General features: G+C 52.5%; 12 protein-coding genes. 7 read left to right on the top strand and 5 right to left on the bottom strand.

The genetic code is table 11. The annotated features are described in order from the left end of the window. Positions 1-39: 39 nt before the first annotated feature. From rfbC to AB9F29_RS14055, 5 genes are all read left to right on the top strand, one after another. Positions 40-597, top strand: coding sequence for a dTDP-4-dehydrorhamnose 3,5-epimerase (rfbC, locus tag AB9F29_RS14035; protein WP_369756135.1), 558 nt, complete (start codon positions 40-42; stop codon positions 595-597). Between the two features lie 3 nt (positions 598-600). Next, positions 601-1,641, top strand: a complete 1,041-nt coding sequence (gene rfbB / locus AB9F29_RS14040) for a dTDP-glucose 4,6-dehydratase (protein WP_369756136.1) — start codon at positions 601-603, stop codon at positions 1,639-1,641. After that, on the top strand, positions 1,638-2,477 hold the full coding sequence (rfbD, locus tag AB9F29_RS14045) for a dTDP-4-dehydrorhamnose reductase (RefSeq protein WP_369756137.1): 840 nt from the start codon (positions 1,638-1,640) through the stop codon (positions 2,475-2,477). Before rfbB ends, rfbD begins: the two co-directional genes overlap by 4 nt. A 2-nt stretch (positions 2,478-2,479) precedes the next feature. Then, complete coding sequence (gene rfbA, locus AB9F29_RS14050) at positions 2,480-3,352, top strand: glucose-1-phosphate thymidylyltransferase RfbA (RefSeq protein WP_369756138.1); 873 nt, start codon at positions 2,480-2,482, stop codon at positions 3,350-3,352. A 658-nt stretch (positions 3,353-4,010) separates the two neighbouring features. Then, positions 4,011-7,703: a vitamin B12-dependent ribonucleotide reductase gene (locus AB9F29_RS14055; protein ID WP_369756139.1), complete on the top strand. Its 3,693-nt coding sequence runs from the start codon at positions 4,011-4,013 to the stop codon at positions 7,701-7,703. A 258-nt stretch (positions 7,704-7,961) separates the two neighbouring features. Here AB9F29_RS14055 and ilvN read toward each other — a convergent pair whose 3' ends face one another. The 5 genes from ilvN to AB9F29_RS14080 form a co-directional block, all read right to left on the bottom strand. Further along, positions 7,962-8,528 (bottom strand): acetolactate synthase small subunit, encoded by a 567-nt coding sequence (gene ilvN / locus AB9F29_RS14060; protein ID WP_039004343.1) that lies wholly within the window; start codon positions 8,526-8,528, stop codon positions 7,962-7,964. A 13-nt stretch (positions 8,529-8,541) separates the two neighbouring features. Continuing rightward, positions 8,542-10,296, bottom strand: coding sequence for an acetolactate synthase 3 large subunit (locus AB9F29_RS14065; protein WP_369756140.1), 1,755 nt, complete (start codon positions 10,294-10,296; stop codon positions 8,542-8,544). 296 nt (positions 10,297-10,592) lie between these two features. Continuing rightward, the gene (locus AB9F29_RS14070) at positions 10,593-11,342 is read right to left on the bottom strand and encodes a methyl-accepting chemotaxis protein (RefSeq protein ID WP_369756141.1); all 750 of its coding nucleotides are present in this window, start codon (positions 11,340-11,342) and stop codon (positions 10,593-10,595) included. Positions 11,343-11,497: 155 nt separating this feature from the next. Beyond that, complete coding sequence (locus tag AB9F29_RS14075) at positions 11,498-12,157, bottom strand: response regulator transcription factor (RefSeq protein WP_335586524.1); 660 nt, start codon at positions 12,155-12,157, stop codon at positions 11,498-11,500. 14 nt (positions 12,158-12,171) lie between these two features. Next, positions 12,172-13,515, bottom strand: coding sequence for a cache domain-containing protein (locus AB9F29_RS14080; protein ID WP_369756224.1), 1,344 nt, complete (start codon positions 13,513-13,515; stop codon positions 12,172-12,174). Positions 13,516-13,857: 342 nt separating this feature from the next. Here AB9F29_RS14080 and AB9F29_RS14085 point away from each other — a divergent pair, with 342 nt between their 5' ends. Together AB9F29_RS14085 and AB9F29_RS14090 are read left to right on the top strand one after the other, a co-directional pair. Next, entirely contained in the window at positions 13,858-14,946 is a 1,089-nt protein-coding gene (locus AB9F29_RS14085) for a TRAP transporter substrate-binding protein (RefSeq protein WP_335586526.1), read from the top strand. 115 nt (positions 14,947-15,061) lie between these two features. Further along, entirely contained in the window at positions 15,062-15,952 is an 891-nt protein-coding gene (locus AB9F29_RS14090; protein ID WP_052275122.1) for a TRAP transporter small permease subunit, read from the top strand. The last annotated feature ends 8 nt before the right edge of the window (positions 15,953-15,960 follow it).

Here is a 15,960-nt window from a genome sequence, read left to right on the forward strand (position 1 = left end):
ATTGACGCGAAAACCATCACTTAGACCTAAGAGGCCCCCGTGGATATTGCTCAAACCGAATTATCAGGTGTACTCGTGATCACGCCAGATCGTTTTGGCGACCATCGCGGCTTTTTTAGCGAAAGCTATTCTAAACGTGCATTCGAGGCGGCGGGGTTGGCGTATGATTTCGTCCAAGACAACCACTCGCTTTCATCGCAAACAGGCACTGTGCGCGGGCTGCATTTTCAAGCGCCACCCCATGCGCAAGACAAGTTGGTCCGCTGTGGCAAAGGTAGCTTGTTTGACGTGTCCGTTGATATTCGCAAAGGCTCGCCGACCTATGGCCAGTGGGCATGCGAAATATTGAGCTTTGAAAACGGCAAACAGCTTCTTGTACCGGCGGGTTTTTTGCATGGGTTCATGACCTTGGAGCCGGATACGGAAATTGTCTATAAATGTACCGACTATTACGCGCCCGAATGTGATGGCGCGGTGCGGTGGGACAGTTGTGGCGTGACGTGGCCCCTTGATGTGGCGGCTCCGGTTCTTTCGGAAAAAGACTTGGCTGCACAGGTGTTTAGCACCTTCGACAGCCCATTTGAATATAAAGGTTAGAGCATGAAAATTTTGGTTACGGGCGGCGCAGGATTTATTGGCTCCGCAGTTGTGCGCTTGGCGGTTTCGCGCGGCCATGAAGTTGTGAATGTCGATGCGTTGACCTACGCGGCCTGTTTGGAAAACGTCGCAAGCGTATCCGAAAACCCTCTCTATGCCTTCGAGCACGCCGATATTTGCGACCGCGCCGCGATGGATCGCATTCTGGTTGCGCATAAGCCCGACGCTGTGATGCATCTTGCCGCCGAGAGCCACGTGGACCGCTCGATCGACGGACCTGGGGCGTTTATCCAGACCAATATTACTGGAACGTATATCCTTCTTGAGGCCGCGCGGGCCTATTGGGAAGGGGCGGGCAAGCCCGAGGGCTTCCGTTTTCACCATATCTCAACCGATGAGGTTTTTGGTTCGCTGGAGGCCGAAGGGCAGTTCACCGAAGACACGCCCTATGCGCCAAACTCGCCGTATTCAGCGTCTAAGGCCGCGAGTGACCACCTTGTGCGCGCATGGGCCGAAACCTATGGTTTACCCGTTGTGATGACCAATTGCTCCAATAATTACGGCCCGTACCACTTCCCCGAAAAGCTGGTTCCCGTGGTGATCCTGAAGGCGCTCGCGGGGGAGGCGATCCCTGTTTACGGAACGGGCGAAAACGTCCGCGACTGGCTCTATGTTGAAGACCACGCCGACGCGCTTTTGTGTGTGTTGGAAAAGGGCGTGCTAAACCGAAGCTATAATGTCGGCGGCGAAAACGAAGCCACTAATTTGGATCTCGTCAAAATGATTTGCGGGGTGCTCGATCAACGCCGCCCCTCAAACGCGCCCCATGCCGATTTGATCAGCTTTGTTGCCGATCGCCCCGGACATGATTTGCGTTATGCGATTGATCCAACGCGCATCCGCACCGAACTCAACTGGCGCCCTTCGGTGACCGTTGAAGAAGGTATCGCCAAAACCGTTGATTGGTATTTGGATAATCAAGACTGGTGGTCGGCGTTGCAAAACCGCGACGGGGTTGGCGCGCGCCTTGGGACAAAATCGTGATTCTGGTTTTTGGCAAAACGGGTCAAGTCGGGCGCGAATTGTCGAAACTTGCGGGGGTGGTTTGCCTTGGACGGGACGAGGCCGATCTCAGTGATCCAGAAGGCTGTGCGCGGATTATTCGGGACCGTGCACCGCTTGGGGTGATCAACGCTGCGGCCTATACGAATGTGGACAAGGCTGAGGATGAGCCCGAAATCGCACAGGCGATCAACGGGACAGCGGCAGGGGCGATGGCCGTTGCCTGTCGTGATTTGAATATTCCTTTCGTCCAAATTTCGACGGATTATGTTTTTGATGGCGCGGGCGACAGTCCTAGATCGCCAGAGGACACCACCGGTCCGCTAAATATCTATGGGGCAACAAAACTTGCGGGCGAAGAGGCGGTGCGGGCGGCAAATCCGACCCACGCAATCCTGCGAACAAGTTGGGTTTTCTCCGAGCATGGCAGCAACTTTGTGAAGTCCATGTTGCGCCTTGGACGGGAACGCGACAGCTTAAACATCGTGGCCGATCAGGTCGGCGGCCCCACCGCCGCACAGGATATCGCGGCGGCCTGTTTTGACATCGTTCAACAACTAGCGCAGGACCCAAGAAAATCTGGGACCTATCATTTCGCGGGGGCCCCCGACGTAAGTTGGGCGGATTTTGCGCGGGAAATTTTCCACCAAACTGGCATCACCTGCGCGGTTCAGGATATTCCCTCAACGGCCTATCCGACCCCCGCAAAAAGGCCGAAAAACTCGCGGATGAATTGTTATGATTTGTCCGCTTTCACCCTTGAGCGCCCAGATTGGCGCGCCTCATTGACTAAAACACTAAATAAATTGGACCAGTAATTATGACAAAACGTAAGGGCATTATTCTCGCGGGCGGTTCCGGCACGCGCCTTTACCCCATTACTGTTGGAGTCTCGAAACAACTTCTACCGATTTATGATAAGCCGATGATTTACTATCCGATGTCGGTTTTGATGCTCGCGGGCATACGCGAAATTGCGATCATCACAACGCCGCACGACCAAGACCAATTTATCCGCACGCTTGGCGACGGCAGCCAGTGGGGCCTATCGCTGACCTATATCGTGCAAGAAAATCCGGACGGGTTGGCGCAGGCCTATATCCTCGCTGAGGACTTTCTTGCGGGGGCGCCATCGGCTTTGGTGCTTGGTGACAACATCTTTTTTGGCCACGGGCTTCCGGAGATTTTGGAACGCGCCGATGAGAAAAACACAGGAGGAACGGTGTTTGGTTACCACGTCGCCGATCCGGAGCGTTATGGTGTGGTTGGGTTTGACGTGGATGGAAACGCTAATGAAATCATCGAGAAGCCAAAGAACCCACCGTCGAACTACGCGGTGACGGGCCTGTATTTCCTCGATGGGGATGCGCCAAGGCGTGCGCATCAAGTACAACCCTCCGCGCGGGGTGAATTGGAAATCACCAGCCTCCTGGAGACCTACCTTGAGGACGGCTCGCTGACGGTTGAAACCATGGGGCGCGGGTTTGCGTGGCTCGATACAGGCACCCATGGCAGCCTGTTGGACGCCGGAAATTTCGTGCGGACCCTACAATTGCGCCAAGGGATGCAGGTGGGATGTCCCGAAGAGATTGCATTTGAGAACAAGTGGATTGATGCTGGGATGATGGCCGTTCACGCCAAGACCTATGGCAAAAATGCCTATGGCACCTATTTGGCCAGTTTGATCCATTAACGTTTCACTGGCGAGAATCACAACGGGGGTCCCATAAGGTGCCCCCGTCTTGCGTCGTGTGAGTTCAAAACCCAAAGTGATACTAAATTAGAACAGATTTTAGAGAGAACTACCCTAGGTGGTAATCATTTTTTAGGAATCAATCGCGAGAGGGGCGCTTCGGCCATCTTTCGAATTTAGGCTTCTGTTAATACTCTCTGCTGTGGATAACTTCACCCAGTTTCTCAGTCCAATTCCCTAACTCAGCCGATCTATTGAACAATTCCAAAACCGGCTCAATAAGCGGGCAAAAAATAAATTAACCATTAGAATCAAAATGAGGCCACCCGTCCCGAAAATCCGCTCAGGTCAACGAAAAAAACCAGTGGATAAGTCAAATATTTGCGTTGACCGAATGGCTTCAAATACGCCACCTTGTGGGTGCCGGTCGGGGATGCCACAAGATTTAGTGGCAGAGCGGCAAAAGGGACAGAGACAAGTTTAAGAGCGAAATTAAATTTTCAAATCGCGCTTACGCCGTTGATTGCATGATCATTGGCGGGTTTTCACTCCTTTTTCTTCACCGACCAGCACGAATTTGGGATCAAGCTTCATCACGGTATGTGGGTTTGGTTTGCACTTTAAAACGAGACCGCAGGGTCAGCGACGGGGCAAAGACATGAAAATCGAACACAAATTTACCAAATCCGGAAAAGACGCTTATGCGGATATAGAATTCACCGAAACACTGTCGGAAATTCGCAATCCAGATGGTACAATTGTGTTCCAACTCAAAGACATTGAAGTGCCCGCTAAGTGGAGCCAAGTCGCTAGCGACGTCATTGCCCAGAAATACTTTCGCAAGGCGGGTGTGCCTGTCGCCCTGAAAAAAGTGAAAGAAAAGGGTGTCCCTGAGTTTCTTTGGCGCTCGGTTCCTGACGAAAAGGCGCTCGAAAAACTCCCTAAATCCGAACGCACAACCAGTGAACTTAGCGCCAAGCAGGTTTTTAACCGTCTGGCCGGGGCTTGGGCCTATTGGGGTTGGAAGGGTGGCTATTTTTCGGCAGAATCCGATGCGCGCGCCTATTACGACGAAATGCGCCATATGCTCGCCAGCCAACGCGCCGCCCCCAACTCTCCACAATGGTTTAACACGGGCCTGCACTGGGCCTACGGCATCGATGGACCGGGCCAAGGCCACCATTATGTCGACTATAAAACGGGCGAATTAACCCTCTCAACCTCCGCCTACGAACATCCGCAACCGCATGCGTGCTTCATCCAATCCGTGGCCGACGATCTGGTGGGCGAGGGCGGTATCATGGACCTTTGGGTCCGCGAAGCACGTCTGTTTAAATACGGCTCTGGCACTGGCACCAACTTCTCGTCCCTCCGGTCGGCGGGCGAAAAACTATCGGGCGGCGGCAGTTCATCTGGCCTCATGGGCTTCCTAAAAATCGGTGACCGCGCCGCAGGGGCGATCAAATCCGGCGGCACAACCCGTCGCGCGGCCAAAATGGTGATCGTCGATGCCGACCACCCAGATATCGAGGAATTCATCAACTGGAAGGTTCTTGAAGAGCAAAAAGTTGCCTCCATTGTGGCGGGTTCCAAAATGCACGAAGAGAAGCTGAACGCGATCTTTGCGGCAATTAAACTTTGGGATGGTGCCGTCCAAGATGCCTATGAACCCAAAAAGAACGACGCTCTAAAAGACGCCGTGCGGGCTGCGAAAAAAGTTGCGATCCCAGAGACTTATGTGAAGCGCGTTCTGGATTATGCCCGCCAAGGCTATGATAGCATTGAATTCCCAACCTACGACACTGACTGGGATTCCGAAGCCTATAGCTCCGTTTCTGGCCAAAATTCAAACAACTCAATCCGCGTCACGGACGCCTTCTTGAAAGCGGTGGAAGTAGACACCGATTGGGACCTGATCAACCGCACCGACGGCGCTGTCACCAAGACAATCAAAGCTCGCGACCTTTGGGAACAAGTTGGCCATGCCGCATGGGCCTGTGCCGATCCGGGCATCCAATACCACGACACCGTTAACGCTTGGCACACATGCCCCGAAGATGGTGCGATCCGCGGCTCAAACCCTTGTTCCGAATATATGTTTCTCGATGACACGGCCTGTAACCTTGCATCGATGAACTTGCTCACCTTCCTTAAGGACGACGAATTCCAAGCTGAAGACTATATGCACGCCACGCGTCTTTGGACCATCACGTTGGAAATTTCGGTCACCATGGCGCAATTCCCCTCCAAAGAAATCGCGCAACGCTCCTATGATTTCCGCACGTTGGGCCTTGGTTATGCCAACATCGGCGGTTTGCTGATGAACATGGGCTTTGGCTATGACAGCGACGAAGGCCGCGCGCTTTGCGGCGCTTTGACGGCGATCATGACGGCGGTTGCCTATGCGACCTCCGCCGAAATGGCGGGCGAACTGGGCGCGTTTTCGAAATACGAGAAAAACTCCAAGCATATGCTGCGCGTCATCCGTAATCACCGCACCGCAGCCTATGGCAAGGTAAACGGCTACGAAGGGCTTGATATCAAACCCCTCGCGCTCGATCACAAAAACTGTCCCGACATGCGCCTAATCGACTTGGCCACTTCCGCTTGGGATGAAGCTCTGCGCCTTGGCGAGAAGCACGGCTATCGCAACGCGCAGGTCTCGGTTATTGCGCCGACGGGCACCATCGGCCTCGTTATGGATTGCGACACCACGGGGATTGAACCTGATTTCGCGCTGGTGAAATTCAAGAAACTCGCAGGTGGTGGCTACTTTAAAATCATCAACCAATCTGTTCCCGCGGCCCTCGAAAAACAAGGTTATGGCTCGGCGCATATTGAAGAAATTATCAGCTATGCGGTTGGCCACGCCAGCATTGGTAACGCCCCAAGCATCAACCACACCTCCCTCATTGGGCACGGTTTTGGTCAGGCCGAATTGAATAAAATCGAAGCAGCGCTGCCAAGCGCCTTTGACATTCGGTTCGTGTTTAACCAATGGACGTTGGGCGAAGAATTCTGCACCAAGACGCTCGGAATTCCCGTCGCAAAACTGAATGACTCAAGCTTCGATCTGCTGCGCCACCTTGGCTTCACGCGCGCGGAAATCGACGCAGCGAACGACCATGTTTGCGGAACAATGACCCTTGAAGGCGCGCCGCACCTCAAAGAAGAACACTACGAAATCTTCGATTGCGCCAATCCTTGCGGAAAAATTGGTAAGCGTTTCCTTAGTGTTAACAGCCACATCTATATGATGGCGGCGGCACAAAGCTTTATCTCGGGTGCGATTTCCAAAACCATCAACATGGCGAACGATGCTACGATTGAGGACTGTCAAAAAGCTTATGAGTTGAGCTGGTCGCTCGGGATCAAGGCAAACGCGCTGTACCGTGATGGATCCAAACTGTCGCAACCTTTGGCCTCTGCTTTGGTTGAGGACGACGAGGAGGCGCAAGACATTCTTGAAAGCGGTTCCCAACGGGAAAAAGCTGCTGTTTTGGCGCAGAAAGTTGTCGAAAAGATCATCATCAAAGAGATCATCAAAAGCCACCGCGAAAAGATGCCTCAGCGGCGCAAAGGCTATACCCAAAAGGCCAATGTCGGCGGCCACAAAGTGTATCTGCGGACTGGCGAATATGAAGACGGCAATCTTGGTGAAATCTTTATCGATATGCACAAAGAAGGCGCAGGCTTTCGCGCAATGATGAATAATTTCGCCATCGCGGTCTCGGTTGGCCTGCAATATGGTGTGCCTCTCGAAGAATTCGTCGATGCCTTTACGTTTACGAAATTCGAACCCGCTGGCATGGTTCAAGGCAACGACAGCGTTAAAAGCGCGACCTCGATCCTTGACTACATCTTCCGCGAATTGGCTATTTCCTACTTGGATCGCACCGACCTCGCGCATGTCAAACCAGAGGGCGCAAGTTTTGACGACATTGGTCGCGGCGATCAGGAGGGCGTCTCAAACGTGCAGACTGTGAGTGAAGCTGCAGCGTCCAAGTCCTTGGAGGTTTTGAAACAAATCAGCTCTACAGGCTATTTGCGCAAGCGGTTTCCCCAAGAGTTAATTGTCCTTCAGGGCGGCGCGGGGGCAACTGCATTGAGCGATTTCGCCGATCCAATCGCCACGTTGAGGTCCCTTGTTCCAGAGGTTTCCACGGCGACAACGACGTCGATTTCGTCCGGAACTGTTTCAACCGGCCTGGGCCAAATGGACCTGCGTTCGAAAGCAAAAATGCAAGGCTACGAGGGCGATCCCTGTGGTGATTGCGGAAACTACACACTGGTGCGCAATGGCACCTGTATGAAATGCAACACCTGTGGCGGAACATCTGGGTGTAGCTAGAAAACCTCCTCGACCTTCGGGTCGGGGGAATTCCGGGGCGGGTGCGCTCGCCCTTGACGCGGATCAGGCCGCAGGCAGAATACCGGGCGGTACGAATGATGAGCCTGATAAGCGAAACTCGGGGAGCCTTTGGGCTCCCCTTTTTCCTTTCCACGAGTGTGAATTCGAGGAAAATGCAAAAAGCCGAGGATAAAACCTCGGCTTTCTAATGTTTAAAAACGCGTTTGTTTTTTGTTTAAAGAGTTTAAAAAAGCCAGCTTATTTTTCCCCACCACGTGCAAGGGCGGCAACGCCCGTTCGCGCAGTTTCAACCAACCCAAGCGGGCGCATAAGCTCTGCAAAAGCGTCAATTTTTTCGCTTGTGCCGGTCATCTCAAAAATGAAGCTGTCGAGCGTGCTATCAACGACATTGGCGCGAAAAATATCGGCCAAACGTAAGGCTTCAACACGTTTTTCGCCATTTCCGGCCACTTTGAAAAGCGCCAATTCGCGCTCAACACTCGGGCCTTCGACTGTCAAATCATTGACTCGGTAAACGGGCACGATCCGCCCAAGTTGCGCTTTGATTTGCTCGATAACTTGTGGGGTTCCCGAGGTGACAATAGTGATACGCGAGCGGTGAAACTCGTGGTTAACTTCGGCCACTGTGAGGCTGTCGATGTTATATCCACGCCCCGAAAACAGGCCGATGACCCGCGCCAAAACACCCGCCTCGTTTTCAACAACACAGGCTAGAGTATGCGTTTCAATGACATCAGCATTCGGGTCTTTTAAGTCATAAGCCGAGTGCTTGGATGCGCCTTTTTTAATCTTTAGAACAGACATTTATCGACCTTTCTTAAACGAGAACCGCGCCAGTGTTTCCAATAGCATTTTGCGTGTCAGCATCACCCATCAACATTTCATTGTGCGCGGCACCAGACGGAATCATCGGGAAACAGTTTTCGTGCTTCTCGACCATACAATCGAAAATAACGGGCCCGTCATAGGCCAACATTTCCATGATCGCTTCGTCCAAATCCGCAGGATCGGAGCAGCGAATACCCTTGCCCCCGAAGGCCTCGGCCAGCTTCACAAAATCTGGCAGGCTTTCACTCCACGAATGACTATACCGTTCGCCATGCAGCAATTCCTGCCACTGGCGTACCATGCCCAAACGCTCATTGTTGAGGATGAACTGTTTGACGGGCAGGCGATATTGAATTGCGGTTCCCATCTCTTGCATATTCATCAACCAACTCGCTTCGCCCGCGACGTTAATCACCAGACTATCGGGATGGGCAACCTGCACGCCAACTGACGCGGGTAAACCATAGCCCATTGTGCCCAATCCGCCGGAGGTCATCCACCGGTTTGGATCCTCGAACCCAAGGAATTGTGCGGCCCACATTTGGTGCTGACCAACTTCGGTGGTGATATAGCGGTCATATTTTTTTGTAAGCGCTTCAAGGCGTTGCAGCGCATATTGCGGCTTGATGATGGTTTCAGAATTTTTGTACGTAAGACAACTGCGCGCACGCCATTTGTCGATCTGTGCCCACCAAGTTGCCAATGCCCCGACATTTGTTTTACTGCCGCGCGCTTTCCAAATTTTCAAAGCATCTTCAAGCACATGGCCGATATCGCCCAAAATGGGAACGTCGACACGGATCACTTTGTTAATCGAACTCGGGTCAATATCGATGTGAACCTTGGTACTTTTTGGGCTAAACGATTGGAGACGGCCGGTGATCCTGTCATCAAACCGCGCACCAATGTTGATCATCACGTCGCAATCATGCATCGCCATGTTGGCTTCATACAACCCGTGCATGCCCAACATGCCGAGCCAATTTTTGCCTGACGCCGGATAGGCACCCAAGCCCATGAGGGTGGACGTTACAGGAATGTTTGCTGCTGCAACCCATTCGCGCAGCAGCTGACTGGCGGCGGGGCCTGAGTTGATAACGCCGCCACCCGTGTAGAAGATCGGGCGTTTGGCAGTTTCGAGCAGTTCAACCATTGCCGTAATGGCCTCTTTGTCGCCTTTTAGGTTGGGTTGGTAGTGATCAACCTTCGCCTTCTGCGGCGGCGTATAAGTGCCCGTTGCAAATTGAACGTCCTTGGGAATGTCCACAAGCGTCGGTCCTGGGCGACCACTGGTCGCAACATGGAAGGCTTGGTGCAACGTTTCGGCAAGTTTGTCGGTGTCTTTTACCAACCAGTTGTGTTTGGTGCAGGGGCGGGTGATGCCAACGGTATCCGCTTCTTGGAACGCGTCGGTTCCGATCATGAATGTCGGCACTTGGCCGGTCAAAACCACAAGTGGGATGGAATCCAGCAAAGCGTCCGTCAAACCGGTTACTGCATTTGTGGCCCCAGGGCCGGACGTTACCAAAACGACACCCGGTTTTCCGGTGCTGCGCGCATATCCTTCGGCGGCGTGAACCGCGCCCTGTTCATGGCGCACCAGAATATGTTGAATGTCGTTTTGTTGAAAAATGGCATCGTAGATTGGTAGGACGGCGCCGCCGGGATAGCCAAAGACGGTATCTACGCCTTGATCCCTAAGGGCTTGAACAATCATTTCTGCGCCGGTCATCTGCCGTGTCATGTTTCTCTCCGATGTTCACGCGATCTGCGTGTATGGTGTTGCAACAAAAAAGCCCCCGGAAATTTCCGAGGGCGCATGGGTTCCATAATGGTGTACCGTTACCGGCCCATGCGCATCTTTCTGACTAGAATGACAATAGAAAACATTGCCTAAGCTCCTTTGCGTGTAGAGAGACATTAATCACGGGAAAAGGGGGCGTCAACACCGAAAACGCGATTAAAGTGTCGCGGCAATGTAAAATAGTTGCGTAAAGTTGCAAAATGCGATGGTAAATTGGAATTTTAAGTAAGGCGAGGTTAGTTGATTAGGGTGCTAATCACGCTTTGCGCGTTGTCTGTGGCCGCTTGGATACCTTCTGCGTGGGTTTTTACTTCACTGGCAATGACCGAAAATCCCCGCCCTGCATCTCCAGCCCGTGCTGCTTCTACGGACGCGTTAATGGCTGTCAGGCGAATGGAGGTGGAAATTTTGCGAATATCGTTAAACGCGGAGGTGAGCGTCTGACGTGCCCCGTCGATGTCGCCTTTTTTCAACTCTAGATCGCCCCAAAGAGCCTCTGTAATCACGTTCATACTTTCATATGTAGCGGGAAAAATGGCTTCATAGAACTGGGAGGCTTCGCGATAGGTTGGAATGTTCCCTTCCGCAAGACGCGTTCCCAACGACTTGATCCGTTCTCCGCACGACAAAACACGTTGGCGCAACTCGCCATCCTGTGAGGCGATTTGTCTAATCCAGTCGAGTTTATCTTGGGGAAGGTCAAGGATATTTTCTTTGCCAAACAAAAGCCCAAGCGTCTTAAGATACTTTTCTTGGTAGGCGTTGAATTCCTCGATACTCACGTCGCGATCTTTACTTGATGGCGCGGCAACGATGGCCATCACGCGCAGACTCATTTGCAGAGCCTCCGAGCGCGTCAGGGTAATTTGATCCAAGATTTCGCGATCCTTTTGAAAGGAATCGGCGTTCTTCTTGGACCGAGACCCATCAGAATAGGACGTTATTTTCGAGGCGTTTGGGGGCGAAAATTTTTGCGAGATCGACATAAGGGTGGCATCCTAACTGCATACGTTTTCCACAATCTATGTCGTTATAATGAAGGCTCCATTAACGAAACTCGTGACCTCCAAAAAGTTATGGGGCACACATGGTATTTTTTAGCCCGCAACGGAATGACAGCCGTTTTAAGCGTTGAAAAAGCTTAGAACGGCACGCCTGTCCCTTGCAGGACGCCTTGCTCCATGGCGTAGCGCGTCAGGCCAGCGGTCGAACTAATCCCCAGTTTTCGTTTGATATTCTTGCGATGCGTTTCAACAGTGCGCACGGAAATATCCAAGCTGATCGCGACCTCTTTGTTGCTGCGCCCTTGGGCCAATTCCAACAGGATCGTTTGCTCGCGACTCGTAAGGGGGACGCGGCCATCGGTGGTTTTAGGCTCAATTGACGATGTTGCACCGGGGCAAAGATACTGGTTACCTGCCATCACCGTATCTATGGCGACTTTGATTTCTTCGGTCGGGACATCCTTGAGAATATAGCCTTTTGCCCCCGCAGAGAGCGCGGTCGAAATATACTCGGGCGTGTCGTGCATCGACAGGATCAAAATGCGGGTGTTCGGGTGCGTTTCCAAAAGGATTTCGGTGGCGGATAGCCCGTTTACCTCGGGCATATTAAGATCAAGCAGGATGACGTCAGGCGAGAATTCATCAATTTTCTCAATAACTTCTCGCCCATTGCTCAGGCAGCCTACAACCGTAATATCGTCATAGGTCTCAAGAATAGACTGAATGCCCTCCGCGACCATCGGGTGATCGTCGACAATCAAAACGCGCGTGGGTGTGACTTGGGGCGTGTCGCTCATTTGGACTCCTAGGATTATCGGTCTGGGGGCAATAGGTGGCTAAAGGGCACTTGCACTTCGATCGTTGTGCCATCGCTGGTTGAATTCATCATAAAGGTGCCATCAAGTTGATCCACACGTTCTTGCATATTACGCAGGCCGATACCGTTTTCAACTCGGTCCTTGCGCGCTTCTGGGATCCCTTGGCCATTATCGGAGATCACGAGAGAAGCACCGTTTTTATGGCCACCTACGCGTAGGCTAACATGCGTAGCCCCCGCATGTCGCTCAATATTTGTCAGGGCTTCTTGGGCGATACGGTAAAGCGCGATTTTGCTTTCTTGGTCGAGGCGGTTGCGAAAAACAGCGGTTTCGATCTGGGTTTTGATACCGGTGCGCAGACTGAAGTCTTTAATCAAAGATTGCAGCGCGGGACCTAGGCCAAGATCGTCTAGCATACCGGGGCGCAGATCACGACTAATTCGGCGGACTTCTTGGATCGCGCCGTTAAGGTGCGACACGCCCTTATCGAGGCTGTCGGCGGCATCGGGATCACCGTTATTCATGCGGCGACGGGTCAGTTCCAGCGCATAGCGCACACCAACAAGGATTTGACTAATGGAGTCATGCAATTCGCGCGCCACACGGCCGCGCTCTTCTTCTTGAGTATCAAACACCCGTTGCGTAAGTTTTTTAAGCTTCACATCGGCCAAACGGCGTTCGCGAATATTGAGGGTCAATCCTGATAAAAACACCAAAAGGAGGGCGCCAAGGGTGATCGCCCCGATATAGAGGAAGGTCTGGCGAATTCGGTCGCCGACCTGTGCGCGGGCCTCTTCGGTTGTTTTGACCACATCGTCAATGAAAACGCCTGTGCCCACGGCCCACCGCCAGTTTTGCAGCCCAATCACATAGGTGATCATCTGGCTGGTTTCGCCAGTGGACGGTTTTTCCCACGTATAAGTGTGATAGCCCGCGCCCGTGCGCGCCAGTGTGATCAACGCGTCGACAATGGGGGTGCCTTCGGGGTCTGTCAGTCCCGCCCAATTGCGCCCGATAAGATAGGTTTGGCGTGGTGAGACGAGGTTATTTCCGTCGTAGTCGAACACAAAATAGCTGCCATCGTCGCCATAAGTCATCGCCGAAAGGATTTGGGTGACCCGCAGTTTTGCCTGATAATCGTCGGGCGCGGCGCGACCATAGATAAAGAAGAATGCGGAGCGGGCGAGGTTTACATAATTTTTCAATTCGGACTTCTTGGCTTCAATCAGTTCGCGTTCCAACTGTGCTATCTCGTATTCCGCCAGTTCACGGGACTGGTTGGTTACCACAACTGCAATCGCCGCCGTCGCGAGAATAAGGGGCAGGGTGGCCAACATAAACAGCTTTTGCCCATAGCCAAATGAGAGGCCATTTACGAAAGCTGACAGTTTTTGGAAACGCGGGGGTCGCAACGGGGGCAGTTATCCTAATTAAGCGGCGAGTCACCTCGCACGTGAGATAGAGAATGAGGCCAAGTCGCGTGATGGTCAAACACCCTTTCAAGGGAATGCGCGGGAATCAATGTTGATTAAAAGGTCAAAATATTGGTTTTGGTCATTTTTTCTGACCGTCTGCGTAGGACTGGGTATTGTGGCGTGGCCTTAACTAAGTAGTCTGCACCTACTATTAACGAATGTCCCGACCAAAGAGTCGGACATTATAAAGGGGAGGAGACCTTTATGGATCGCCGTTCATTCCTACGGACATCTGCACTTGGTGGCTCTGCTGCTGCCGCTGCATCACTCGCAACACCCGCGCTCGCTCAGGGCACACGCGTTTTGACAATGGTAACATCTTGGCCACGTGGCTTTGCTGTTCTTGACGACGCTGCGAGCTACTTTGAGAACGCTGTTAACACCCTTTCGGGTGGCGACCTCATCATCGAGAAAAAAGCACCGGGCGAGCTTGTTGGCGCGTTGGAAGTGTTTGACGCTGTGTCTTCGGGCCAAGCTGATCTTTATCACTCGGCTGACTATTATTTCTTGGGCCAACACCCAGGTTATGCTTACTTCACTGCGGTTCCATTTGGCGCCACAGCACAAGAACTGACCAACTGGTACCTTCACGGTGGCGGTCAAGACCTTCACAATGAACTGGGTGAAATCTTCAACCTGCGTTCCTTCCTTGCTGGGAACTCGGGTTCGCAATCTGGTGGTTGGTTCCGTTCCGAAATTAACTCCGCAGAAGATCTCAACGGCCTAAAGTTCCGTATGCCGGGTCTTGGTGGTAAAGTTCTGGGTAAATTGGGCGCGTCTGTTCAAAATATCCCCGGTGGTGAATTGTACCAAGCTCTGTCGTCTGGCGCTTTGGACGGTCTTGAGTGGGTTGGTCCGTTTGCGGACGAACGTGCTGGCTTCCAAGAAGTTGCCAAAGTGTACTACACAGCGGGCTTCCACGAGCCGGGTTCCGGCCTTGCGGTTGGTATGAACCTTGACGTGTATAACTCCCTGTCGCCAACACATCAGGCGATCATTGATTATGCAACACAAGCCACAACACACTATAACTTGAGCGAAACGCTCGCAAACAACGGTGCCGCTTTGGCCCGTCTTCAGGCGCAGGGTGTTAAAACCCTTCAGTTCTCTGATGATGTTTGGGATGCATTTGGGACGGCTTCCAAAGAAGTTATGGACGAAAACATGGATGACGCATTGTTCCAAAAAATCCGTGCGAGCTTTGAAACATCCTTGGCGTCTTCGTCTTCTTGGATCCAAAAATCGGATGGTTTCTACGTAGACCAACGGACCCGTGTTCTGGGCAACGGCTAATTTGCCCCACTAACACTATCGGAAGGGCCTTCTGCGATCTCGTGGAAGGCCCAACCCGAATCTGACCCGCAACCAGCGGCGTTATCATAGACATTAAATTAACAGGGGGACTTCGATGCTTAATGGCATTGTCTGGTTCTTTCAGAACATCCTAATGGCGTTCTACAATTTCGGGTTTGCGGTAACGCATCCGCAAATGTGGCTCGATTGGTCGGACCAAGCATCGCTTATGCGGTTCATCTACTATGGTGGCTCGATTGAGTTTTTCTTTGTGGTCTTCACCGGCTTTCTCGTGCTCACAGCCTTCGGGATGTGGAAAAATCAATTCATGTGGGGCTGTGTGCGGGTGCTCGAAGGCATCTCTAACGGTGTCGGTCGGTTCTTTGCTTGGGCCGGCCTTTTGATGGTTCTGCAACAGATTATCATCGTGTTCGTGCAACGGATTTTCACTCAAGCCCAAATCACGTTTGGCTTTGGTCCCGCACTGGCCCTCGACATCAGTTGGTGGGCCGAAGAGTTGAAATTTTACAATGCTTTGGTCGTGGCTCTTTGTGCGTCTTACACCTTTGTTCAGGGCGGCCACGTACGTGTGGACCTTGTCTATTCGGCCGTGAGTTTCCGCGCTAAACGCGCAATTGATATGTTCGGGTCGATCTTCTTTATGATGCCCGTCGCGGTTCTGGTTTGGATGTACGCATGGTTCTTCTTGTGGCGTCACCTCGTGACCCCGAAAGTCTCGGCGACCGACACCATCGAATTGCTCTCGAGGAAAGCCAAAATCCTCAAGTGGAACGTCGAAACCATCGGGTTCTCGCCCAACGGGTTCAACGGCTATTTCTTGTTCAAAATCCTTATCGTCGCCTTTACCGGTATGGTTTTCCTCCAAGCAATCGCGTTTTTCTACCGCTCCTATCTTGAGCGCAAAGAAGGACCCGAAAGTGATGGGAAATACCTCGACCGTGACTCGCTTGGCGCGGGTGAAGAAGCCTACGAAGGCACGCATTAATTTTAAGG

This window comes from Falsihalocynthiibacter sp. S25ZX9 (assembly GCF_041205405.1).
GTDB classification, from domain to species: Bacteria; Pseudomonadota; Alphaproteobacteria; order Rhodobacterales; family Rhodobacteraceae; genus Falsihalocynthiibacter; species Falsihalocynthiibacter arcticus.